The 22,704-nt window shown below is 71.8% G+C and carries 21 protein-coding genes; 14 read left to right on the top strand and 7 right to left on the bottom strand.

Translation table 11 applies throughout. The annotated features are described in order from the left end of the window. Positions 1–2 precede the first annotated feature (2 nt). The 12 genes from WMF42_RS45220 to WMF42_RS45275 all read left to right on the top strand — a co-directional run bounded on the left by WMF42_RS45220 (position 3) and on the right by WMF42_RS45275 (position 14,078). Complete coding sequence (locus tag WMF42_RS45220) at positions 3–1,106, top strand: ABC transporter ATP-binding protein (protein ID WP_437689518.1); 1,104 nt, start codon at positions 3–5, stop codon at positions 1,104–1,106. Positions 1,107–1,122: 16 nt separating this feature from the next. Further along, complete coding sequence (locus tag WMF42_RS45225; protein ID WP_437689520.1) at positions 1,123–2,439, top strand: ABC transporter substrate-binding protein; 1,317 nt, start codon at positions 1,123–1,125, stop codon at positions 2,437–2,439. Further along, a complete protein-coding gene (locus tag WMF42_RS45230) occupies positions 2,436–3,317 on the top strand; it encodes a carbohydrate ABC transporter permease (RefSeq protein ID WP_437689522.1) in 882 nt (293 codons plus the stop codon). Before WMF42_RS45225 ends, WMF42_RS45230 begins: the two co-directional genes overlap by 4 nt. Continuing rightward, positions 3,314–4,156 carry a carbohydrate ABC transporter permease gene (locus WMF42_RS45235; protein ID WP_061607048.1) on the top strand — a complete coding sequence of 281 codons (843 nt, stop codon included), beginning with the start codon at positions 3,314–3,316 and terminating at the stop codon, positions 4,154–4,156. The genes WMF42_RS45230 and WMF42_RS45235 overlap by 4 nt, the downstream gene beginning before the upstream one ends. 121 nt (positions 4,157–4,277) lie before the next feature. After that, positions 4,278–4,541: a hypothetical protein gene (locus WMF42_RS45240; RefSeq protein ID WP_437689523.1), complete on the top strand. Its 264-nt coding sequence runs from the start codon at positions 4,278–4,280 to the stop codon at positions 4,539–4,541. Between the two features lie 371 nt (positions 4,542–4,912). Further along, complete coding sequence (locus WMF42_RS45245) at positions 4,913–6,649, top strand: cytochrome-c peroxidase (protein ID WP_437689524.1); 1,737 nt, start codon at positions 4,913–4,915, stop codon at positions 6,647–6,649. 361 nt (positions 6,650–7,010) lie between these two features. Further along, complete coding sequence (locus WMF42_RS45250) at positions 7,011–7,562, top strand: hypothetical protein (protein WP_437689525.1); 552 nt, start codon at positions 7,011–7,013, stop codon at positions 7,560–7,562. A 31-nt stretch (positions 7,563–7,593) separates the two neighbouring features. Further along, the gene (locus WMF42_RS45255; RefSeq protein WP_061608595.1) at positions 7,594–8,250 is read left to right on the top strand and encodes a hypothetical protein; all 657 of its coding nucleotides are present in this window, start codon (positions 7,594–7,596) and stop codon (positions 8,248–8,250) included. Positions 8,251–8,483: 233 nt separating this feature from the next. Continuing rightward, complete coding sequence (locus WMF42_RS45260) at positions 8,484–10,271, top strand: sensor histidine kinase (RefSeq protein WP_437689527.1); 1,788 nt, start codon at positions 8,484–8,486, stop codon at positions 10,269–10,271. Between the two features lie 345 nt (positions 10,272–10,616). Further along, entirely contained in the window at positions 10,617–11,567 is a 951-nt protein-coding gene (locus WMF42_RS45265) for a diacylglycerol/lipid kinase family protein (protein ID WP_437689529.1), read from the top strand. A 5-nt stretch (positions 11,568–11,572) separates the two neighbouring features. Next, positions 11,573–12,382, top strand: coding sequence for a metallophosphoesterase family protein (locus WMF42_RS45270; protein WP_061608616.1), 810 nt, complete (start codon positions 11,573–11,575; stop codon positions 12,380–12,382). Positions 12,383–12,728: 346 nt separating this feature from the next. Beyond that, a complete protein-coding gene (locus WMF42_RS45275; protein ID WP_437689531.1) occupies positions 12,729–14,078 on the top strand; it encodes a DNRLRE domain-containing protein in 1,350 nt (449 codons plus the stop codon). Between the two features lie 89 nt (positions 14,079–14,167). Here WMF42_RS45275 and xylB read toward each other — a convergent pair whose 3' ends face one another. The 7 genes from xylB to WMF42_RS45310 all read right to left on the bottom strand — a co-directional run bounded on the left by xylB (position 14,168) and on the right by WMF42_RS45310 (position 20,476). After that, entirely contained in the window at positions 14,168–15,724 is a 1,557-nt protein-coding gene (gene xylB / locus WMF42_RS45280) for a xylulokinase (RefSeq protein ID WP_061608597.1), read from the bottom strand. Between the two features lie 36 nt (positions 15,725–15,760). Then, positions 15,761–16,771, bottom strand: coding sequence for a zinc-dependent alcohol dehydrogenase family protein (locus tag WMF42_RS45285; protein ID WP_061608598.1), 1,011 nt, complete (start codon positions 16,769–16,771; stop codon positions 15,761–15,763). Between the two features lie 104 nt (positions 16,772–16,875). Continuing rightward, positions 16,876–17,865, bottom strand: coding sequence for a hypothetical protein (locus WMF42_RS45290; protein WP_061608599.1), 990 nt, complete (start codon positions 17,863–17,865; stop codon positions 16,876–16,878). A gap of 114 nt (positions 17,866–17,979) precedes the next feature. Continuing rightward, complete coding sequence (locus WMF42_RS45295) at positions 17,980–18,645, bottom strand: LON peptidase substrate-binding domain-containing protein (RefSeq protein WP_061608600.1); 666 nt, start codon at positions 18,643–18,645, stop codon at positions 17,980–17,982. Positions 18,646–18,754: 109 nt separating this feature from the next. Next, on the bottom strand, positions 18,755–19,441 hold the full coding sequence (locus WMF42_RS45300; RefSeq protein WP_061608601.1) for an SDR family NAD(P)-dependent oxidoreductase: 687 nt from the start codon (positions 19,439–19,441) through the stop codon (positions 18,755–18,757). After that, the gene (gene folE / locus WMF42_RS45305) at positions 19,438–20,016 is read right to left on the bottom strand and encodes a GTP cyclohydrolase I (protein ID WP_061608602.1); all 579 of its coding nucleotides are present in this window, start codon (positions 20,014–20,016) and stop codon (positions 19,438–19,440) included. The genes WMF42_RS45300 and folE overlap by 4 nt, the downstream gene beginning before the upstream one ends. Positions 20,017–20,026: 10 nt before the next feature. After that, positions 20,027–20,476: a DUF2203 domain-containing protein gene (locus tag WMF42_RS45310; RefSeq protein WP_061608603.1), complete on the bottom strand. Its 450-nt coding sequence runs from the start codon at positions 20,474–20,476 to the stop codon at positions 20,027–20,029. Between the two features lie 226 nt (positions 20,477–20,702). On the opposite strand from WMF42_RS45310, the gene WMF42_RS45315 reads away from it, so the two are divergent. After that, positions 20,703–21,548, top strand: coding sequence for an ABC transporter permease (locus WMF42_RS45315; RefSeq protein WP_437689536.1), 846 nt, complete (start codon positions 20,703–20,705; stop codon positions 21,546–21,548). Between the two features lie 52 nt (positions 21,549–21,600). Then, a complete protein-coding gene (locus WMF42_RS45320) occupies positions 21,601–22,692 on the top strand; it encodes a polyamine ABC transporter substrate-binding protein (protein ID WP_061608605.1) in 1,092 nt (363 codons plus the stop codon). Positions 22,693–22,704 lie beyond the last annotated feature (12 nt).

Genomic DNA, 22,704 nt, shown 5'->3' on the forward strand with positions numbered 1-22,704 from the left:
CCATGGCCACCCTCTCGCTCCGCGGGCTGACCCGCCGCTTCCCGAACGCCGAGCGCGCCGCGCTCGCCGGCCTTTCCCTCGAGGTCGAGGACGGCGAGCTGCTCGTGCTCGTCGGCCCCTCCGGCTGCGGCAAGTCGACGGCGCTCCGGCTGATCGCGGGCCTCGACAGCCCCGACGGCGGCACGGTGTCGATCGGCGGGCGCGACGTCAGCCGGGTCGCGCCGGAGGACCGCGACGTGGCCATGGTCTTCCAGGGCTACGCGCTCTACCCGCACATGACAGCGCGCGACATCATGGGCTTCCCGCTCAGGATGCGCGGGGTCGACAAGGCAGCGCGGGCGCGGCGCGTCGAGGAGGCGGCGGCGCTGCTCAGCATCGGCCACCTGCTCGACAGGCGCCCCGGCGAGCTCTCGGGCGGCGAGCGCCAGCGCGTGGCCATGGGCCGCGCGATCGTGCGCGCGCCAGCGGCGTTCCTGTTCGACGAGCCGCTCTCGAACCTCGACGCCGCGCTGCGCGCCGAGCTCCGGGTCGAGCTCGCGGCGCTCGTGCGCCGCCTCGGCACGACGTCGGTCTACGTGACCCACGACCAGGTCGAGGCGATGACCATGGGCGACCGCATCGCGGTGCTCCGCGCCGGCGAGCTCCAGCAGGTCGGCCCGCCGCGCGCCATCTACGAGGCGCCGGCGAACGTGTTCGTCGCCGGCTTCCTGGGCACGCCGGCGATCAACCTGATCGAGCTCGAGCGCTCCGGCGCGCTGTACGAGGGCGCGGCGCTCGCGCTGCCCGCCCCGCCGGGGGTGGCGCTGCCCGACCGGGTCGTCGCGGGCGTGCGGCCGGAGCACCTGCGCGTGGCGCTGGGGGCGGTGACGGAGGGGGACGCGGGGGCGCGCGGCGCGGCGGGCGAGGTGGAGATCGCGGCGCGCGTCGTGATCGCGGAGCCGCTCGGGGCCGAGACGTTCCTGTACCTCGACGCCGGGGGGACGCGGCTGCGCGCGCGGGCGCACGGCTTCGCGACACCCGCGCCGGGGGAGGCGGTGCGCGCGCGGCTCGATCCGCGCGCCGTGCTCTGGTTCGACGCCGGCTCCGGCGCGCGGATCTCGCCATGAGCCGGGGGGCCGCGCCATGAGCCGGGCGCCGTCCTGGTCGCGGCGCGACGCGCTCCGGGCGCTCGCCGCGTCGATCGCCGCGGCCGCTGCGGGCTTGCCGGGGTGCGCGCGGCGGTCGCCGGACGGGCGCGTCGTGGCCTCGCTGTGGTTCGCGTACGGGGGCAAGAACCGCGAGGTGCTCCTGTCGCTCATCGACCAGTTCCACCGCGAGCAGGGCCGCTACCGCATCGAGGCGGTGTACCAGGGCGACTACTTCGAGGCGCTCGCCAAGCTGCGGACCGCGCTCGCGGCGCGCGCGGCGCCGGCGCTCACCCACGTCGTCGGCGAGGTGGTGCCCTACCTGGCCGAGGCGGGCGCGCTCGAGCCGCTCGATCGGTTCGTCGCCGGCGTCCCCGGCGGCGATCTCGACGTCGTCGAGGCGCTCGGGCAGTCGGGGACGTTCGTCGGCGGCGGCGAGCGCCCGCTCGTGTGCCTGCCGTTCAACCGATCGACGCCGATCGCCTACTACAACCGCGGCGTGTTCCGCGAGCTCGGGCTGTCGCCGCCGTCGACGTGGGACGAGCTGCGCCGGGCGGCGGCGCGGCTCGTCGTGCGCGACGGCGGCAGCACGCGGCGGTGGGGCTTCGAGTGCCCGATCGACTGGTGGTTCTGGGCGGCGCTCGTGGGGCAGGCCGGCGGCGAGCTCCTCGGGCCGGACGGCGCGCCGACGCTCGGCGGCGAGGCGGGCGTGCGCGCGCTCCGGTTCTGGCAGGCGCTCGTGCACGAGGACCGCACGATGAAGCCGCCGCCGGGGCGCGACTACAACGCGTGGCAGGTGACGAACACCGACTTCCTGGCGGGCCGGGTGGCGATGATCTGGACCTCGACGGCGTTCCTTCGCTACCTGGAGGACAACGCGGGCCAGGCGGGCGCGGGGAGCTTCGAGGTCGGCGCGGCCCCGCTGCCGCGCGACGTGCGCGCCTCGGTGCCCACGGGCGGCACGATGTTCGTGATGCCGCGGGGCGCGGCGCCGGCGGCGCAGGAGGCGGCGTTCGCGTTCCTGCGCTGGATGATGCAGCCGGAGCAGGCGAACGCGTGGGCGACGCGCACCGGCTACATGCCCGTCTCGCGGCGCGGCCTCGAGGCGCTCTCGCAGGGCGGCTACTACGCCGCGCACCCGAACGATCGCGTCGCCGTCGACCAGCTCGCGCACGCCGCGCCGTGGCCGTGGTCCCCGGACCTGTTCCGCGTCCAGCGCGAGGCGGTGCAGCCGCGGCTCGAAGAGGCGGTGCTCGCCCCGCGCGACGCCGCCGAGACCCTCTCCGAGGCCGTCCGCGCGGCGCGCGAGCGATGAAGCCCAGGCACCCCCTCTCGCCCTACCTGCTCCTCCTGCCGACAGCGGCCTTCCTGGCCGTGTTCTTCCTGGTCCCGCTGCTGCTCGCGGCGAAGAACAGCCTCTACGCGTGGGACATGCTCACGCCGCCGCGGTACGTCGGGCTGCGGAACTACGAGGTCCTCGCGGAGAGCGGCGAGCTCACCGGGACGCTCCTCCGCACGCTCGGCTACAGCGCCGTCGTTGTGACGCTCTCCGGCGCGCTGGGGCTCGCGCTCGCGGTGGCGCTCGATCGGCCGGGGCCCGTCTACGCCTTCGTGCGGGGCGCGGTGTTCAGCGCGTACGTCGTGTCGTGGGTCGCGGTGGCGCTGCTGTGGATGTGGATCCTCGACGCCGACGGGGTGCTCTCGGCGGCGCTCCGCGGGCTCGGCCTGCCGACGATGAGCTGGCTCGGCGACCCGCGGTCGGCGCTGCTCGCGCTGGCGGCGGTGAGCGTCTGGAAGATCACCGGGTATGCGATGGTCATCTTCCTGGCCGGCCTGCAGGACATCCCCCGCGTGCTGCACGAGGCGGCGGCGCTCGACGGGGCCGGCCCGTGGCGGCGGTTCCGCCACGTGACATGGCCGCTGCTCCGCCCGAGCGCCGCGTTCGTGGCGACGACGAGCCTCATCCTGTCCTTCCAGGCGTTCGACGTTGTCCGCGTGATGACGCAGGGGGGGCCCGTCAAGGCGACGACCCTGTTCGTCTACGCCATCTACGAGCACGTCTTCGTGAACCTGCGGGTCGGCCGGGCGAGCGCCATGATCGTGATCTTCTTCGTGTTTTTGCTGCTGCTGACCGTCCTGCAGCTCCGGGCGCTCCGCGCTGGCGCCCCGCGCGAGGGGAGGCGGCCGTCGTGACAGCGGGGCGAAGCGGCGGCGCGGGGCGCTCCGGCGCGCGGCGCCTCGTGTCGGACGCCGTGCTCGTCCTGGTGGCCGTCGTGTGGCTCGGGCCGTACGCGTGGATGACGATCACCTCGCTGAAGACGCTGCCCGAGATCACCCGCGCCCCGGCGTACCCGCTGCCGCAGGCGTTCCAGCTCGGCGCCTACCGCGAGGTGCTCCAGGCGGTGCCGGTGATGCGGTATTTCGCCAACACGGTGTTCATGGCGACGGCGATCGCGCTCCTGCAGATCGCCCTGGCGCTGCCGGCCGGCTATGCCCTCGCGAAGCTCAGGTTCGCCGGGCGGAGCGCCGCGTTCGTCCTCGTGCTCTCGTGCCTGCTCATCCCGGCGCAGGTGACGTTCGTCCCTGTGTTCACGATGCTCGGCTCGGTCGGCCTGGTGAACACGTTCGCGGCGCTGATCCTGCCCTTCGGGGTCAGCGCGCTCGGGACGTTCCTTGTGCGCCAGGCGCTGCTCTCGGTCCCCGACGAGATCATCGAGGCGGCGAGGATGGATGGGGCGGGCGAGCTCAGGATCATCTACCTGATCCTCGGCCCGATGCTGCGGCCGACGCTCTCGGCGCTGTTCCTGTTCAGCTTCGTGTTCCACTACAACGATTACTTCTGGCCGCTCGTCATGACCACCGACGATGACGTGCGCACGCTCCCGCTCGCGATTGCCCTCCTGCGGGAGCAGGGGACAGGGGTCCGCTGGCACCTCGTCATGGCCGGAAACGTCCTCTTGAGCCTCCCGGTGCTCGCTGTGTTCGCGGCGGCGCAGCGGCAGCTGCTGCGCGCGGTGACCGCGCGGATCTGAGCGCCCGGCCGTCGCTGCGCGGTTTGTTCCCGTCCGGACGCCCTCGATTCTGGCCCGGTCGTCGCACCGGCTCGCGACGGCAAGCGCAGCGCCTGCCAGGCGCCGCCGAAGGAGATCCACGATGACGACGACCGAACCAATGATGCAGAAGGAAGAGGGCAAGGTCACCACGAAGATCGAGGAGAGGACCGCGAGGGTTCCGTCCGGCGCTTATCTCGGCCTGGCGATCGGCTCCATGGTGCTGTCGGCCGGCTTCATGCTGGCCGGCAAGAAGCAGATAGCGAACTTCGTTGGCCAGTGGGTGCCATCGCTGCTCGTGATCGGCCTCTACAACAAGCTGGTCAAGATCGAGCACGAGATCGGGTACGGCGGAGCCTACCGCTGACGGACTCCGCCCCCGCGCTCCGGCCTCCACCGCGCTGTCCGGCGCCGCCGCGACACGGGGGCACGACGCCCGCTCCCGGCGCGCGCGGCGCGCGGCTTTCTTCGCACCACGCCTGAGAACACGCCTTCCCGCCCCGGCCCGCGGCGCCGGGCCCCGGCCCGCGGCGCCGGGCGTGGCGCGCCGCTCGACGGCGTGCCCGCCGTCCAGAATCCGACGTCTCCCTGGAATCCTTCTTGCTGAGCTCGCGCGCGCGGCGAACGGAGGAACTCATGCGTCAGCGACTTTGTCGTTCTCTTGTCCTCGTGGGGAGCGTGGCCACGAGCGTTTTCTCGTCCTTTCTCACGGCCTGCGGGCCATCCGAGCCATTCGGGATGCCCGAGCCCGGCCTCGGCGGCCCTGATCCGCGGATCACGGTGACCGAGGTGCCGCCGCCGGCCATCAGCGGTGGAACGCTGATCGTCGCCAGCGACGGACACACGGCGGTGGCGGCAGACCCCGACCGCGATCGCGTCTGGATCGTCGATCTCGACGGCGGCGCGCCGGGGGAGGTCCGGCTGGAGCACGGCGACGAGCCAGGGCGCCTCGTCGAGGACGCGAGCGGCCGGGTGCACGTGGCGCTCCGGCGCGCCGGGGCCGTGGTGACCCTCGATATCGAGGCGCGGTCCGTCATCGAGCGCCGGGAGGTCTGCCGCGCGCCCCGCGGGGTCGCCTACGACGCCGCGCGCGACGCCGTCCACGTCGCCTGCGCCGGCGGCGAGCTCGTGACGCTCCCGGCCGCCGGTGGCCCCGCCGTCCGGAAGCTCCGCCCCGCCGCCGACCTGCGCGACGTCGTTGTCGAAGGCGACCGGCTCCTGGTCAGCCGCTTCAAGTCCGCGGAGACGCTGGTCATCGACGCCGACGGCGCGGTCCTCTCGCGCCGCACGCTCCCCGTCTTCAACACGACCGGGTTCGGGGGCTCCGTCTCGAGCTACACGCCGTCGGTGGCCTGGCGCATGGCGCCGCTCCCGGGCGGCGGCGCGGTGATGCTGCACCAGCGCGCGATGTCGTCGCAGGTCACCCTCAGCCCGGGCGGCTATTACCAGGCGACCAACTGCGATGGGAACATCGTGCACGGCACGATCAGCACGATCGACCCGGCGGGCGCCGACGGCGAGCCGGCCGCGCCCGCGGCCGCGCTCCCGAGCCTCTCGCTCCCGGTCGACATCGCGATCGCGCCCGACGGCAAGCGCGTGGCCGTTGTGGCGGCCGGCAACGACATGATCGTGACGACGACCCTCGACGACATGGCGGACGGAGACGGAGAGCGCAACTGCGCTCCCGCGGCCACGCAGCAGCCGTTGAGCGGGCAGCCGATCGCCGTGGCGATCGACGGCCGGGGCGGCATCGTCGTGCAGCTCCGCGAGCCGGCGGCCCTGGAGGTGATCCGCGGGCAGGAGGCCGTGGAGATGTTCGACCGGCGCACCATCGCGCTCCCGGGCGCGACAGTGCGAGACACAGGACACGAGATGTTCCATCGCCCGCCGAACGGCGTGAGCGCCGCTGCGTGCGCGTCGTGCCACCCCGAAGGGCACGAGGACGGACGGACGTGGAACTTCGACCCCGTGGGCCAGCGGCGGACCCAGGCCATGGGCGGCGGCATCCTGCAGACAGCGCCCCTCCACTGGAGCGGCGACCTGATGGACCTCGACGGCCTGATGGGCGAGGTGTTCGTCTCCCGCATGGGCGGGCCGCAGCCCGGCGCCCGGCGGCTCGACCTGATGGCCCGTTACATCGACAGCCTGCCCGCCTTCCCGGCGTCGCCGCCCGAGGACGAGGCCGCCGTGGCGCGCGGCGCGGCGCTCTTCCACGACAAGAAGGTGGCCTGCGCGGACTGCCACAGCGGCCCGATGCTCACGAACAACCGGAACGAGGATGTCGGCAAGGACGAGATCCTGCAGGTGCCCTCGCTGATCGGCATCGCCGGGCGCGCCCCGTTCATGCACGACGGCTGCGCGGCCACGCTCCGCGATCGCTTCGATCCGCGGTGCGGAGGCGACAAGCACGGCGACGTCTCCGGCCTGGCCCCGGCCCAGATCGACGATCTCGTCGCCTACCTCGAGTCGCTCTGAGCCCTCGCCCCGCCGCGCTCCTCGCCTGGAGCCACCGGGGCGTTCCTCATCACCCGGGGCCGATTGCCACGATCGCGCCCCCGGTGATCCCGCAACCCGCGCGGCGGTAGAACCGCAAGAGACGGGAAATCCGGACTCACGTCAGGGGGCGGCGCTGCCCTCGCGACCCGGCATTGCGCTTGCTCCTTCCTGGAACAACCGACGTCAGACTCCGCCCATCGATGGGCCCGAGCCACAGGCACGGTCCTGTTTCTCTTCTCATGGTTCGCATGGTCCTCAGGGCTCGCGCCGCAGGCCGGGCCGGAGCTCCCAGCGTGAGAGGCAGGCCCGCACGGCGGAGGAGGCACCGAAGGAGGGCACCATGCCGAGAGGCGACAAGTCGAGCTACACGGACAAGCAGAAGCGGCAGGCCGAGCACATCGAGGAGGGGTACGAGAAGCGAGGGGTCTCCGAGGCAGAAGCCGAGAAGCGGGCCTGGGCGACCGTCAACAAGATGACCGGCGGAGGAAAGAAGTCGGGCTCGGGGGTCGGCAAGGAGGTGAACAAGGAGCCGGCGAAGAAGGGGGGCCGCAGGGGAGGCGCCGCGTCCAAGGCGCGGCCGGCCGCGGCGAAGAGCGCGGCGGCGAAGAAGGCGGCGGCGACCCGCAAGCGGAACGCCGCCAGGCGGAGCGCCGCGTCGAGCGCGGAGCGGCGCCCGGCCGCGAAGAAGGCGACGAAGAGCGCGGCGAAGCGCTCCGCGACAGGCGCCCGCGGCCGCAAGACGACCGCGCCCAAGGCGACCGCGCGCAAGACGACGAGCAGCCGCCCCCGCGCTGCGCAGGGCACGGCGCGCCGCGGGGGGACAGGGGCCTCGCGCAAGACGACCTCGGGGGCGAGGACGGGAGCGCGGCGGCGCGCCGCGGGCGGGTCCTGACCTTGCCACACGCAGGGGAGAGGGAACGACCATGCAGGAACTTCAGGGCAACGGGGCGCCGAGCGGCGGGGACGGCCCGGAGAAGGACGAATCCGGACCGCAGCAGGAGAGCCAGAAGGGGCGAGCTTTCCTGGCGAACCTCGTGCGCGAGCTGTTCCAGACGGAGCACTCGGCGAGGACCCACCCGCTCGTGGAGGCGGAGCGGCTCGGCGATACGCCGCCGGCGCGCGCCCTGCGGGCTGTGTCGTCCCACGCGGAGGCCGTGCTGTCGGAGCTCCCCGCGCTCATGGGCGAGCGCGGTCTGCCGGTCAGCGCGGGCGGGAGCGCGGTGGGCGAGGCCTTCTCGGCGCTGCGCGATCACATCGCCGATCACCTGCTGACCGCCGAGAAGTCCTACCGCGGCACCCTCCTCGGGATGCGTCACGGCATCGACCTCGTCGCGCTGATCCAGTACGTCGCCGCGGCCGAGGGCGAGACGCTGCTCGCCGCGTGGTGTGCGCGCTGGCTCTCGGAGCGCCGGCCCCTCGTCGAGGCGGCCGCCGGCGAGCTCGCGTGGTTCGCGGCCCGCCCGGCGCGCGCCACGAGGGCGGCGAAGGACAGCGCCGTCGCCCACCTCCTCCAGGGCCTCGTGAGCGGCCTCGAGGGCGCGGCGCAGCAGCTCCGCCGCCTCACCGCGCTCGCAGGTTGACGCCCGCCGGCCGCGCTCGGCGCGATCGAGCTCGCTGACAAGAAGGCGCGAGCGGCGGTCGGCTCCCGCCCCGTGAGGTGGCGAGCTCTGCCGTTGCACAAGGTTCTTCTCTCCATCTCGCCTGGCCCCTCTCTTCGTGCTGAACTGGAGAGACCGTCCGGCGACACACGGTTGAGTCGCCTTTGCTCTCGAGCGTCACGCTCGAGCGGGAGCATCCAGTGGCCACGAGGTCGATGGAGAACACGGATTCGCACGCGCACCAGGGAAAGGCCGAGCCGCTGGACGCGACGCGTCCCCCGGCCTCGCCCGCGGCGGCGGCGCACGCGGGGGACGCGTCGCGGCAGGGCGCGGGGGGCGAGCTGCGCGAGCGCGGCCCCCAGGGGCCGCACGGCTCCCACGAGGACTGCGCGCTGCTCGACGCCTTCTTCCAGGCCACGACAGCGGGGCTCGGGGTGATCGACCGCGACCTGCGCGTTGTGCGGCTCAACCAGGCGCTGGCGGACATCAACGGGATCCCCCTGGAGGCGCACCTCGGCAAGACAATCCCCGAGCTGCTCCCGGAGATGGGGGACGCGATCGTGGCCCCGCTCCGGCGCGTCCTGGAGACCGGCGAGGCCCTCTCCGCCGAGGTGACGGGGAGGACGCGGGCGTCGGATCGGCCGCGCGCGTGGATCGTCAACTACGCCCCCGTGCGCTCGAAGGGCGGGCAGATCGTGGCCGTGGGGGCGATCGTCCTCGACATCACCGAGCGCAAGCAGATGGAGACGAAGCTCCAGGAAGAGGGGGAGACGCTCGAGCTGCTCAATCGAGCGGGCAAGATGCTCGCGGCGGAGCTCGACCTGGAGAAGCTCGTGCAGGCGGTGACCGACGCGGCCACCCGGCTGAGCGGCGCCCAGTTCGGCGCGTTCTTCTACAACGTCACGAACGCGGAGGGGAAGAGTTACACGCTCTACACCATCTCGGGCGTGTCCCGCGACCACTTCTCCGGGTTCCCGATGCCGCGCAACACAGACGTGTTCGCGCCGACCTTCAACGGCGAGGGCGTCGTGCGCCTCGACGACGTGACGCGCGATCCGCGCTACGGGAACAGCGCGCCTTACCACGGCATGCCGAAAGGCCACCTGCCGGTCGTCAGCTACCTCGCGGTGCCGGTGATCTCGCGCTCCGGGAGCGTCATCGGCGGGCTGTTCTTCGGGCACCCCGCGCGCGGCGTCTTCACCGAGCGGGCGGAGAGGCTGGTGGTCGGCCTGGCCGCCCAGGCCGCCATCGCCATGGACAACGCGCACCTGTTCCGGAGGGCGCAGCACCTCATCCAGGCGCTCGAGCGGAGCAACCAGGAGCTCGATCGCTTCGCCTACGTGGCGAGCCACGATCTGAAGGCGCCGCTGCGCGCCATCGCGAACCTCTCGCAGTGGATCGAGGACGACCTCGCGGACCAGGTGACGCCGGAGACGCGCCAGCACATCGCGCTGCTGCGCTCGCGCGTGGTCCGGCTGGAGGCGCTCATCGAAGGTATCCTGCGCTACTCGCGCGCCGGGCGCGCCCGCGACAAGCCCGAGACGGTGGACGTCCGGAGGCTGCTCCACGAGGTCCTCGCGCTGCTCACGATCCCCGAGGGCGCCTCGATCGAGATCGAGGCGGGCATGCCGACGCTCTTCACCGAGCGGGTGCCGCTCGAGCAGGTCTTTCTGAACCTGATCGGCAATGCGCTGAAGTACGCCGACCGCCCCGACGCGCGCGTCGAGGTGCGGGGGCGGGACCTGGGCGATCTCTGGGAGTTCTCGGTGAAGGACAACGGGCCCGGGATCGCCCCGCAGTACCACCAGAAGGTATGGGAGATCTTCCAGACCCTGAACCCGCGCGACAACGTCGAGGGGACGGGCATCGGGCTCTCGATCGTCCAGAAGATCGTGCTCAGCAAGGGCGGACACGCGTGGGTCGAGTCCGAGAAGGGCGCTGGCGCCACGTTCTTCTTCACCTGGCCACGCCACGAGTCGGACGCCACGGGCAGCGCGCGCTGAGGCACGGCGAGAGCGCGCTTCGCGGCAGCGTCAAGCGTGTGACAATCCGCCACGCCCCGGGCTGCGTGAGGCAGCCTGGAGCGGCGCCGCCGGCCCGGCGGCCGCTCGCCGGGGGCGCTGTCGGCTCTGCCGGGGGTGGCGAGGCGCCCGGTGGACGGGCGGTTTCCCGTGGTGACGGTCGTGAAGGCGCGCCTCGCCGGAGGCGCCGGGAGCAGCGGAGAGGCCGGGCGCGCGGCTTGCTTTGCTCCTCGGGGCGGCGCGGGGCGCATGAGCTGCCTCGTCGCCGTGTCCGGTGAACACGAGCCCTCGCTCTCTGCTGGAATACCGACGGTGACACAACGATCCGTGGCTGTCCTTCTGAACTGCTCTTCCCGATCGAACCGCGCGGCGGAGCAGCGCGCGCGGCTAGGGGAGCTCCTGAACGAGAGCGGCCTCGCCGCGGATCTGCTGTGCGCCGAGAAGGGCCGGCACATGGGGGAGCTCGCCCGGCGCGCGGCGCGGGGGCCCTATGATCTCGTCGTGGCGGGCGGGGGCGATGGCACGATGAGCACGGTCGCCGCGGCGGTCACCGGGACCGACAAGACGATGGGCGTCCTGCCGCTCGGCACGGTGAACCATTTTGCCAAGTACCTGGGTGTGCCGCTCGACCTGGAGGGCGCGGTGCGCACCCTGGTGGAGGGCCGGCGCGTCCTTGTCGATCTGGGCGAGGTCAACGGCCGGGTCTTCGTGAACAACTCGACCCTGGGCATCTATCCGAGCATCGTGCGCGGCCGCGAGGCGCTCCGGAAGCGGAGCGGGATCAACAAGTGGCTCGCCTTCGCGCTGGCGACAGCTTCCGGGATCCGGCGCCACAAGGGGGCTCGACTCCGGCTCCTCCTGGATGGGCAGGAGCTCGAGCTCGACACGCCGTTCGTGTTCGTCGCCAACAGCGATTTCAAGCTCGGCGATCTCGACCTCGCCCGCCAGCGCCCGCCGGACCGGGGCGAGCTCGGCGTGTGCGTGGCGCGCGCCGAGAGCCGCCTGGCCATGGTCAAGCTGATCGCGAGCGCGTTCGCCGGGCGCATCCAGAAGGCGAATGATTTCAGCATCATGCGCACGACGGAGCTGCGCGTGGAGGCGCCTTGTCGCCACCTCCACGTGGCGGCGGACGGCGAGATCCTCCGGATGACGCCGCCGCTCGTTTACCGCACGAGGCCGTCGGCGCTGAGCGTCATCGTTCCCCCGTCGTCGGAAATCAGCGCGGGACCGCGGCGGCAGGAGGACCAACCGGGCCATCTCGCCGCGCTGGGGGGATGATCGTCATGCGCACCCTCGTGCACCTGTCGGATCTGCACTTCGGACGCGTGGACAAGACCATCTTGCGCCCGCTGATCGACAGAATATGGGGGATCGAGCCCCACGTGGTCGTGGTCTCGGGCGACCTGACGCAGCGGGCGCGCAGCGCGGAGTTCGCCGAGGCCCGCGCCTTCCTCGACGACTTGCCGACGCCGCAGATCGTGGTGCCCGGGAACCACGATGTCCCGCTCTACAACCTGTTCGACAGGTTCTTTCGCCCGCTCGACAGGTACCGGAGCCACATCACGGGCGATCTCTCGCCCTTCCACGTGGACACGGAGATCGCGATCCTCGGCATCAACACCGCGCGCTCGCTGACGATCAAGGATGGGCGCATCAACGCGCGCCAGATCCAGGGGATCAAGGAGAGGATGTGCGGCCTCGAGCCCGAGGTCACGAAGGTGGTTGTCACGCATCACCCGTTCGATCTGCCCGAGAACTCGCCCCACGACATCGTCGGTCGCGCGAGGCAGGCGATGGCCGCCATCGCCGGCTGCGGCGTCGACATCATCATGTCGGGCCACCTGCACCTCAGCCACACCGGCCACTCGGCGGAGCGCTTCGAGGCCGGCGGCCACTCGTCGCTCATCATCCAGGCCGGCACGGCGACGTCGACGCGCGGCCGCGGGGAGCAGAACGCGTTCAACGTGATCCGCATCGACGGGAAGAAGATCCATATCGAGCGCAATTACTGGCAGCCGGAGGGCAGCGCGTTCGGGATCGCGGCGCCGGAGCATTTCGAGGAGACGCCGCGGGGGTGGGTGCGGGCGGCGTAGGCTTGACGCGCCCAGCGCTTCCGATGAATCGGGGGCGGGGTGAGCCTGCGACGTGGAATGTACGTTTTATCGGGGATGCGCGTCGTCTCTTCCTTTGCGCGCGGGGCAATTACAAGCTCTCCGAGCTGAGCCGGATCGCCGATCGTCCCGAGCGCGGGTCGCGGCGCGAGGCTGGCAGCTCCGCAGGAGCGATCTGCCAGGCCGGGTTCCTGTGTCTGCTCGATTGACGACGCCCGGGCCGCCCGCAAGATCCTCTCAAGCGGGTGACAGCGAGGGCGGTCGCGTGCGCGCGCGGACGAACGGGTGACAGGCTTCGCGCGCGCGGTGGTCTGGTGGAGGTCGAATCATGAGAACGCTCACGGTGGCCCAGTCGGTCTGCGCCGTGCTCCTGTCGGCGGCCTGCGCGCAACCGACCGAGATCGACCCTCACGAGGAGGGCGGGGAGGATCGGTCAGCGGTCGTCGGCACCGCCGCGCGCGCGGACAACACGCACACGGCGGTCGTCTCGCTGCACCAGGAGCGCGCGCGGTGCAGCGGCACCATCGTTCGCTGGAGCGCCGAGGGCGACAAGGTCCACGTGCTCACGGCCGCGCATTGCTGCTCGGAGTCCTCTCCTCCCAGGGAAGTCCGGGTCGGCTTCGACCTCAACGATCCGTCGCTCATCCTTCCTGTCGATTCGTTCCAGAATCACCCATGTTACGATGATCGGAGGCTGTCGCTCAACAAGGAGTACGACGTCTGTGTCGTGACGGCCAGTGGCGCGGGTGCGCTCAACGTCAGGCCGATCCCGCTCGCGTCGGCGCCGGACGGCCTCTCGGTCGGCAGCGCCGTCACCCTCGTCGGTTACGGCAACACCCCGGCGCTGAACACCATCCGCCGGAGGGTGGAAGCGAGCGTCAGCGAGATCGGACCGCTCATGATCATGACCGATCAGACCAATGAGCGCGGCGGCCTGTGCTCCGGTGACAGCGGCGGCCCTGCGCTGATCCCGCAGGGCGGCGTCGAGGTCGTCGCCGGCGTCATCTCGTTCGCTCCCGGCGATGAGCTCTGTGACATCTCGGGCGGGCTCGGGCGCGTCGCCTTTCCCGGCATCCGCGACGAGTTCCTGGACAAGGTGCTGGCCGGCGAGAAACCCACGATCGAGGCCCGCCTGATCCAGCGCCGCGGCATCACGCCCGGTCCCGTCCGCGACACGACCATCGCGAGCGATCAGCCCGATCAGCGCTTCGGCGAGCGCGTCGATCTCCTGGTGGGGACGCCGCCTGGCACCGGCGCGGTTCGCAGAGCCCTGCTCCGCTTCGATCTCGCCGCGGTCCCCCGAGGGGCCACGCTGCTCACGGCCCGCGTCGGGCTCAGGCTGGTGAGCAAGAGCGGGCCGGGGACGATCAGCGTGCACCGCGTGGTGAAGGACTGGGACGAGAGCGAGTCCTGGGCTTCCTTCGGAGAGAACGGGTTCGACCCCACGCCGGCCGCGACCGCTGGCACCGCGACGGCCAGCGTCGAGGCCCTGGGAGTCATCTCGTTCGACGTGACCGAGCTCGTGGCGAGCTGGCTCGGCGGCGAGACGGATGACCATGGGATCTTGCTCCGCGAGGACGACGGCCAGCAGAGTCGGCTCCTCGCCAGCGAGGTGCAGCCGACCTATGCCTCGAGTCGGCCGTGGATGCACCTCTGCTACCTGCCGTCGCCGCCCTAGCACGGCGTCGCCCGAGCTCGTTCTCTGACGCCGGGCGACCCGGTGTACGCGCGGCGCAGCGGCGGCCCGGAGAGGCCGCCGTCACTCCGTCAAGCGAGCTTCCCGAGCTGCCGGAACCGCTCGCGCAGGTCGCTGTAGAGCCCCTGGTACACCGCGTGGATCTCGCGGTACCGCGCCGAGCGCGCCTGGTCCGGCGCGACGCGCGAGACGACATGGACGAACGCGTCCGCCGCCTCCTCGACCGACGAGAACAGCCCCGCGCCCGCCGCGCCGAGCAGCGCCGCGCCGTAGGCCGGACCCTCGGTCGACGTGGTGATCGCCACCGGCGCCTCGAAGACGTCGGCCATGAGCTGCCGCCAGAACGGGCTGCGCGCCCCGCCGCCGGTCAGCCGGATCTCGTCGATCGTGACCGGCGCGGCGCCGTTCGTCTGACCCACGCCGCGCATCAGGCCCAGCGAGTCCGCCAGCCCGAACGTGATGCCCTCGAGCACCGCCCGCGAGACGTCGGCCTTCGTCGTGCGGGCGCTCAGCCCGACGAACGCGCCGCGCGCCGCCGCGTCGTTGTGCGGCGTGCGCTCGCCCATCAGGTACGGCAGGAAGACGACCCCGCCGGCGCCCGGGCGCGCCGTCGACGCCGTGTCGGAGATGATCTCGTACGGATCGACCTTGCGGAGCTCCGCCCCCACGCGCTCGCCGTCGCAGAGGACGTCGCGGTACCAGCGGAGCGCGCCGCCGGCGGCGAGCATCACGCCCATCAGGTAGAAGCGGCCCGGGACCGCGTGGCAGAAGCTGTGCAGCCGCATCTCGGGCTCCACGATCCACGAATCGGTGTGGGCGAGGATGACGCCGCTCGTGCCGACCGACGCCATCGCGCGGCCGGGGCGCACGATGCCGAGCCCCACCGCGCCCGCCGCGTTGTCCGCCGCGCCGCGCACGACCAGCGTGCCCGCGGGCAGGCCCGTCGCCGACGCGACCTCGGACGTGAGCTGGCCGAGCGGCGCGTTCGACGGCGCCGACCGCGGGAAGATCGCGCGCGGGACGCCGACAGCCGAGAGCAGCTCGGCGCTGAAGGCGCGATCGCCCGGCGAGAACGCCAGCGTGCCGCTCGCGTCGCTGTCGTCCGTCCCGAGCTCGCCCGTCAGCCGCAAGCCCACGAAATCCTTCGGCATCAGCACCGCGCGCACGCGGGCGAACGCCTCGGGCTCGTGCTCCCGCAGCCAGAGCAGCTTCGGCAGCGTGAACCCCTCGAGCGCGCGGTTGCCGACGAGGCGCGCGAGGCCCGCGTCGCCGACCTTCGGGTTCGCGCGGATCGCCTCGCACTCGGCCGTGGTGCGCGTGTCGCACCACAGGATCGCCGGCCGGATCACGGCCTGCGCCTCGTCCAGCAAGACCGCCGAGTGCATCTGCCCGGTGAGCCCGATCGCGCGCACCTCGTCCCGGCGCGGGCCGAGCGCGCGGGCGAGCTCGCCGAGGGCGCTCAGCGCCGCCGCGGCGAAGTCCTCGGGATCCTGCTCGGCCCACCCGGCGTGCGGGGTGGAGAGCGGGTACTCGCGGTGCGCCGACGCGACCGCCGCGCCGCGCTCCGTCTCAACTGCGATGGCCTTGAGGCCGCTGGTCCCAACGTCGATTCCGATCACGATGGCCATGGAGAGCGTCCTTTTTCGTAAAGAAAGGGTGAGCGATTAGAACACGACCTGGAGCTTCATCGGCGCGGTGCCCTTCTTCATCATCTCCAGCCCGCGCGGGAGCTCCTCGACCGGCATCGCCTCGGAGAGGAGCTTCCTTACGTCGACCGCCCCGCGCTCCATCAGCTTGAAGGCGCGGTCGTACGTCCTGCGGATCGCGAAGCTGCCGATGATCTCGAGATCACGCCTGTAGATCTCGAACGGCGAGATCTCGATCTTGTCGTGCGGGCCGCACACGCCGAAGACGAGGTACCGGCCGCCGTTCTTGACGTACTGCAGCGAGTCGCCGAGCACCCGGGCGATGCCCGTCGCGTCGATCACCACGTCGAAGCCGTACGGCGCGATCTTCCGGAGCTTCGCCTGGACCGCGTTGTCGGCGACGACCACCTCGGTCGCGCCGTGCTGGCGGGCGAGGTCGAGCTTCGACTCGACAACGTCCACCACCGTGACCGCCGCGGCGCCGTTGGCGCGGCTCGCCTGGAGGTGGAGCTGGCCGATGGGGCCAGCGCCGATCACCAGCACCTCCGAGCCGATCTCGATGCGCGCGCGATCCTGGCCGAACACGACGCACGCGAGCGGCTCGCAGAACGCCGCCTCGCTGAACGAGACGCGCTCGAAGCGATAACAGTTCTTCGCGGGCACCCGGACGAGCTCGGCGAAGCCGCCGTCGCGGGTCACGCCGACGGCATTCCACTTCAAACAGTGGTTCTGCCGGTTGATCATGCAGAAATGGCACTCTTCGCAGGTCACCGTCGGGTCGACCATGACCCGGTCGCCCGGCTTCAGGTCCGTGACCTCGGCGCCCACCTCGGCCACCTCGCCGGCGACCTCGTGCCCGGGGATGAGCGGGAAGGTGGGGAAGAAATCGCCCTCCCAGATGTGCACGTCCGTCCCGCAGATGCCGCAGGCCTTCGCGCGGACGAGGACGTCGCGCGGGCCGATCTGCGGCGGGACGACGTCGTTCCGGACGGCGATCTTCTTGACGGCTTCGAGCACGGCTGCCTTCACGCGACACCTCCTCGAGGCGTCGCATAAGCGGGCCGCGGCCGCGCGTCGAGGGCCGTCGTCCGCCGCCCTGCGCCGCGCGGCGCAGGGCGGCTCGACGCTGGAGGTCAGGACTTGGCGGACGGCTTGGGCGGAGAGATCGTGCGCCAGAGGAACGCGTAGACGTCCATCAGATCGCGCGGGGCGAGGCTGCGCTCGCGCAGGCGCCGCTCGAGGTCGCGCGCGAGCGATTGCATCCGGGCGTAGCCCTCGGCGCTCGGCACGCGGTCGTAGGCGAGGTTGAAGCCGAGCACGGCGGCCTGCTTCTCGAAGAAGGACGGCTTCACGAACACGTGCTCCTCCGGGGTGACGAGCGCGCTCAGGATCGTCGCGAGCGGCCACGTGGCGACCTTGGCCGCCGCGAGCACGCCGGCCAGCCGGTCGAAGCGCGCCGCGTAGTCGCCGGCGCCGTAGAGGAGATCGACGACCGCCTCGGCATAGGCGCGGTGGTGCTCGGCCGGCATCTTGTTGAAGGGGATGAGGTCGCCGAGCGGGTGCAGGAGGCCGGTCGCGGCCTTGTGGACCTTGTGGATGCGCTCCATGAAATCGGCGAGGTTGCCCGCCGCGAGCAGCGCCTCGAGCTCGCCCTTGGCGAGCAGCGCGCGCGCCGTCTCGATGGCGCTCTGCTTGTAGGCCTTGCTCTTCTTCTTCGCCCCGCCGTTCGGCGCCTCGCCGCCCACGGAGCCGCGCTCCTCGGCGACGAAGTGCGGGCCCCCGAACCCGCCCTCGAACTGCGACTCGAAGCTCGCGACCTGCTCGTCGAAGCTCGTGACCGGCGGCGCGACCACGCGGGCGCGCTGCTTCTTGGCGGCGGCGGACGGCCGATCCCGGAGCCCGCGGATCCGCGCCTCGAGCGCGTTCGCCTCGTCGTCGCCGAGCTGCACCGGCTCGAGCTTCGACCAGAAAGCCTTGGCGATCGAGTGATTGTGGCCGTCCTCGAAGTCGTAGAAGCGCTTTTCGTCGCGCTCCTCGACGAGGTATCCGAGTCCCCACTGGGGACACCCCGGGTGCTTGACGATGATCGGGGCAGAGGGTTCCGTTGAACGAGAGGTCGCCATAGGCGGCGCAGCCTACCCGATCTTGGGGCGCCCGCACCCCGCTCGACACCGCTTCTGGACTCGCGTTCAGGTACAGCGCGCAAACATCGCGCGATCGAGCCCAGCCGAGCTTCCTCAGTTGACGTCGCGCGTCGCGGTGGCGAGCGCGAGCTGCTGGAGGGCGAGCGCCTCCGTCACGCGGCGCACCCGCGCGGCGACGTTCAGGGTCTCCAGCGCGGCCTGCCGCTCCCGGGCGTCGAGGATCAGGTGGTGGGCGCAGAGGTCCACGACGAGCGAGGTGGCCGCGTCGCGCGGCAGGCGGAACTCGAAGCCGCTGTCGCGCTCGCGGACGAGCGAGGAGAACGAGGCCGCGGTCGAGATGAGGGCGGCGTGGTCCTGGGCCGAGACCTCGCCGGGCTCGTCCTCGAGGAGGGTCGCGGCCGCCGTGCGGTAGGGCGGCACGAAGGGGCGCTCGGCCAGGCGGACGCGGGCGCGGCCGCGCAGGACGATGTTGTAGCGGCCCCCCGGCAGCTCGGCGTGGTCGATGATCTCGCCGGCGCCGGCCACGCCCGCGATCGCCGGGTGGCCGTGCGCGTCGACAGCGCGGGTGTCCGTGATGAGGACGACCGAGAGGATGCGGTGCGTCTCGAGGGCGTCGCGCACGAGGGCGCGGTAGCGCGGCTCGAAGATGTGCAGCGGCAAGAGCGCGCCGGGGAAGAGCACCGTCTGCGGCAGCGGGAACAGCGGGAGCTCGGGCAATGCCGCGGTGAGATCGCCCGGTCGAGGAGGCGTCGTTTCCACGGACCCAGGCTAGCACGCAGGTGCGCCGGGTGTGGCGGCCGCACGCACACCGAGCTCGGTCCGGAGGGGCCGGCGCGGGGCCTCGTCGGGAAGAGCGCGGCGGGCGCTGTCAGCCGAACATCTCGAGGGCCGAGCCGGTGACGGCGTCGGGCGCGTCGAGCGCGGCGTACACGATGAGCCGCGCCACGTCGTCGGCGCTCATCTGCGGGGGGAACCCGCTGCCGACGAGCATGTCGGTGTCGACCGAGCCGGGGAGCACGGCGATGGACTGGAGCCCCTTGCCGCGCAGCTCCTCGGCCAGGCTCTTCGAGAAGCCGACGAGCCCCCACTTGGACGCGGCGTACGACGCGTTGCCCGGCGAGGCGATGGTCGAGGAGATGCTGCCGACGTGGACGAGCCGCCCGCGGCCCTGCGCCAGCATCGACGGGAGGAAGGCGCGCGAGACGAGGAAGGGGCCGCGGAGGTTGACCGCGATCACCTCGTCCCAGGCCGCCGGCGCGGTCTCGTGGACCTGCGCGCCGCGGCGCACGACGCCCGCGTTGTTCACGACGACGCGCGGCGCGCCGAGCCACGCCACGACCTCGGCGGCGGCGCGCGCCACCTGCTCCTCGGAGGCGACGTCGCACGGGATCGGCAGCGCGGCGACGTCGAGGCGGCGGACCTCGTCGGTCACCGCGTCGAGCCGGGGGCTCGGGCGGCCGAGCAGCGCGACGGCGAGGCCGCGGCGCGCGAGCGCGAGCGCCGTCGCCCGGCCGATCCCGCGGCTCGGCCCCGTGACGACAGCGACGCCGGTCACGCGCGGCCCCCGGAGAGCGCGGCGGCGAACGCGAGGTCGCGCTCCGGCCCCGGCTCGGCGAACGCCCCCGCGACAGCGACCGTCTCGATGACGGCCCCCGCCTTGCGCTCGCCGCGGGCGATGAGGCAGGTGTGGGTCAGCGCGAGCTTGCACAGCGCGCCGCGCGCGCCGAGCTCGTTGACGAGCAGATCGACGAGCTGCCCGCCGATGCGCTCCTGCAGGGTCAGCCGGCGGGCGAGCGCGTCGAGCACGTGCGCGATCGTGCCGATGCCGGCGACCCGCGCGCCCGGCAGGTAGGCGACGATCCCGGTGCCGTGGCCGGGCAGCAGGTGGTGCGGGCACATCGTTGTGACGGCGAGGTCGCGGGCGACGACGAGCCCGCGCTCGAAGGGGCCGGTCTCCATGGCGCCCTCGCGCAGCACCGCGGCCGCGTCGATGGCCTCGCCCTCGATCAGGTCGTCCGCCCACGCGTCCGCGACCCGCTCGCCCGTGCCGGCGAGCTCCCCCTCCACGTCGCGCCCGAGCGCGCGAAGGAACTCCTCGATGGCCCGGGCCGCTCTCTGTCGATCGATCACGGATGCCTCGTCAGTTGAGGAGCTGCCGGCGCTTGGACGCGGTGAGCGGCTTGCGCCCGGCGTAGCCGGACTCGAGCGCGTGGTAGTGCTCGACCGCCGGCTCGCCGTAGCGCCAGCAGAGCCAGACGAGGGCGCCGTCGAGGCGCCCGTAGAAATCGCAGAGCCCGATCCGCTGGTCCTTCACGACCACCCCGAGCTCCTCGACGTCGCGCCACCCGGCCTCGTAGGCGGCGATCTTCTCCGAGAGCTCGCGCTCGCGGGCCCGCGCCCGCTCGCTGCCGCTGCGCGCCAGCTCCACGAGCTGACCGGGCGTCGCCACCGGGCTCGGCACGGCGTCCACGAGATCGCGCCAGCAGCGCTCGATCTCGCCCGCCAGGGCGAGCTGCCGGCCGATCAGCGACGAGAGCTGCGGGACGAGCGCGTTCGCCTCTTCGATCGTCCAGATACGAGGAGCGCTCACGTGACCTCACCTGAAGGGCGGCGCGACGACCCGGTCATGCAGGGCCGGTAAGCGGAGGAGGTGGCGGTGTCAAGAGCCTCTCCGGACGCCACCTCGTCGCGCGGCGCCCCGGCGCGCCGTCGGCGGGGCGCGCGCCCGGCCACCTCGACGGGTTGCAGTGGTTGCAAACGGCGTTCCGCCGGCGATAAGCTCGCGCGGCGACCGTGTAAGATTGCGAGGCCGCCGCATGCGACTCCGGAGGTTGTCGGGCATCAAGCTGTCAAATCTGCTCCTTGGCGGCTGGAGCGGCCTGGTCCTCCTCTATCTGTATCTCCCGATCGTGCTCCTGGTCGCTTACTCGTTCAACGACTCGCGGATGAGCGTCGTCTGGGAGGGGTTCACCTTCAAGTGGTATCGGCAGCTCTTCGGCGAGCTCGTCGCGCACCTCGGCGACGAGCGCCGGTCGCCGCTCATCGAGTCGCTGAGCAACAGCGTGATCATCGCCGGCGCCACCACGGCGTTCTCGGTCGCGCTCGGCACGGCGGGCGCATTCCTGCTCTACCGGTACAGGTTCCCCGCGCTCCGGTCGATCACGACGCTGATCTTCATTCCCATGATCATCCCGGAGATCATCATGGGGATCAGCCTGCTCATCTTCTTCAAGACGGTGGAGGTCGAGCTCGGCTTCACGACGGTGATCATCTCGCACGTCACCTTCTGCTTCCCGTTCGTGCTCATCGCCGTCCAGGCGCGGCTCGCCGGGCTCGACCCGTCGCTCGAGGAGGCCGCCCTGGATCTCGGGGCGACGCCGCTCAAGGCGTTCTTCCTGGTCATGGTGCCTTATCTTCTGCCCGCGATCATCTCCGGGGCGCTGATGTCGTTCACGCTGTCGATGGACGAGCTCATCGTCACCTATTTCACGCGCGGGCCCAAGTCCGAGACCCTGCCGATCAAGGTGTTCGGCATGGCGAAGGTCGGTCTGAACCCGATGCTGAACACGATCTCTACCGTGTTCATCGTCGCGACAGCGATGCTGGTGGTGGTCGCCGAGTCGCTGAAGGGCACCGCGAGGCGGCTCCCGGACGAGGGCTGAAGGCGAGCGCGGCGCGGACACGCCTGCGCAGGCAAGACAAGGAGCAAGGCCAATGAAACGCATCTCAGCGCTCTTGATACTGATGGTCGTCCCCCTCATGGCCCTCCTCGGCTGCGGGAAGAAGGAGAGCCCGGCGCCGCAGGCGGCCGCGTCGGGCAGCGGGCCTGCGGCCGAGCCGAAGGCGGGGGGCGAGCTCAACCTCTTCGGGTGGTCCGAGTACATCCCGCAGGAGGTCCTGGACGGCTTCACCAAGGAGACGGGGATCAAGGTCAATTACGAGACCTACGCCTCGAACGAGGAGATGATGTCGAAGCTCCTCGCGGGGGGCACCCGGTACGACCTCATCCAGCCGTCGGAGTACGCGGTCGAGGCGCTGATCAAGCAGAACAAGCTCCAGCCGCTCGATCACGCGCGCCTCCCGAACCTGAAGCACATCGCGCCAACGTTCAGGAACCAGGCGCACGACCCGGAGCTCAAGTACACCGTCCCCTACATGGGCACGACGGTCGGCATCGTCGTCAACACCGAGAAGGTGAAGGAGCCCATCAAGGGCTTCAAGGACGTGTTCCAGCCGAAGTACAAGGGGCGCATCGTGGCCCTGAACGACGCGCGCGAGATCGTCGCCTGGGTGATGGTCACGATGGGCCTCGACGCCAACAACGTGACGCCGGAGAACCTCGCGAAGATCAAGCCGACGCTCGCGGAGTGGATCAAGCTCGTGAAGGTGTTCGACTCCGACAGCCCGAAGACGGCGCTGCTCAACGGCGACGTCGACATCGGCGTGGTCTGGAGCGGGGAGGCGGCCCTGCTCTACCAGGAGGACAAGAACAAGTTCCAGTTCATCCTGCCGGCCGAGGGGACGCACAAGGCGATCGACAGCCTGGCGATCCCGACCAACGCCGAGAACAAGATCGGCGCGGAGATGTTCATGAACCACATCCTCCGTCCCGAGGTCAGCAAGCTCATCTCGGACAAGTTCCCCTACACGAACCCGAACACGGAGGCGCGCAAGCTGCTCACGCCGGAGCAGCTCGCGAACCCGGCGAGCTACCCGCCCCTCGCCGGCATGGAGACCTTCCACGACATCGGCAAGGCGGCGGCGGACGTGGACAAGCTGGTGACGGACCTCAAGGCGTCGCAGTGATCGGCGGGGCGT

The organism is Sorangium sp. So ce176 (genome assembly GCF_051519835.1).
Taxonomy (GTDB): Bacteria; Myxococcota_A; Polyangia; order Polyangiales; family Polyangiaceae; genus Sorangium; species Sorangium cellulosum_G.

What these genes read in the sequence shown, in the direction of transcription:
- WMF42_RS45250 (WP_437689525.1), top strand. Translation starts at nt 7,011, where the DNA reads ATGCCGAGAGGCGACAAGTCGAGCTACACGGACAAGCAGAAGCGGCAG.
- WMF42_RS45245 (WP_437689524.1), top strand. Translation starts at nt 4,913, where the DNA reads ATGCCCGAGCCCGGCCTCGGCGGCCCTGATCCGCGGATCACGGTGACC.
- WMF42_RS45240 (WP_437689523.1), top strand. Translation starts at nt 4,278, where the DNA reads ATGACGACGACCGAACCAATGATGCAGAAGGAAGAGGGCAAGGTCACC.
- WMF42_RS45260 (WP_437689527.1), top strand. Translation starts at nt 8,484, where the DNA reads ATGGAGAACACGGATTCGCACGCGCACCAGGGAAAGGCCGAGCCGCTG.
- WMF42_RS45270 (WP_061608616.1), top strand. Translation starts at nt 11,573, where the DNA reads ATGCGCACCCTCGTGCACCTGTCGGATCTGCACTTCGGACGCGTGGAC.
- WMF42_RS45230 (WP_437689522.1), top strand. Translation starts at nt 2,436, where the DNA reads ATGAAGCCCAGGCACCCCCTCTCGCCCTACCTGCTCCTCCTGCCGACA.
- WMF42_RS45220 (WP_437689518.1), top strand. Translation starts at nt 3, where the DNA reads ATGGCCACCCTCTCGCTCCGCGGGCTGACCCGCCGCTTCCCGAACGCC.
- WMF42_RS45290 (WP_061608599.1), bottom strand. Translation starts at nt 17,865, where the DNA reads ATGGCGACCTCTCGTTCAACGGAACCCTCTGCCCCGATCATCGTCAAG.
- WMF42_RS45275 (WP_437689531.1), top strand. Translation starts at nt 12,729, where the DNA reads ATGAGAACGCTCACGGTGGCCCAGTCGGTCTGCGCCGTGCTCCTGTCG.
- WMF42_RS45225 (WP_437689520.1), top strand. Translation starts at nt 1,123, where the DNA reads ATGAGCCGGGCGCCGTCCTGGTCGCGGCGCGACGCGCTCCGGGCGCTC.
- WMF42_RS45315 (WP_437689536.1), top strand. Translation starts at nt 20,703, where the DNA reads ATGCGACTCCGGAGGTTGTCGGGCATCAAGCTGTCAAATCTGCTCCTT.
- xylB (WP_061608597.1), bottom strand. Translation starts at nt 15,724, where the DNA reads ATGGCCATCGTGATCGGAATCGACGTTGGGACCAGCGGCCTCAAGGCC.
- WMF42_RS45320 (WP_061608605.1), top strand. Translation starts at nt 21,601, where the DNA reads ATGAAACGCATCTCAGCGCTCTTGATACTGATGGTCGTCCCCCTCATG.
- WMF42_RS45255 (WP_061608595.1), top strand. Translation starts at nt 7,594, where the DNA reads ATGCAGGAACTTCAGGGCAACGGGGCGCCGAGCGGCGGGGACGGCCCG.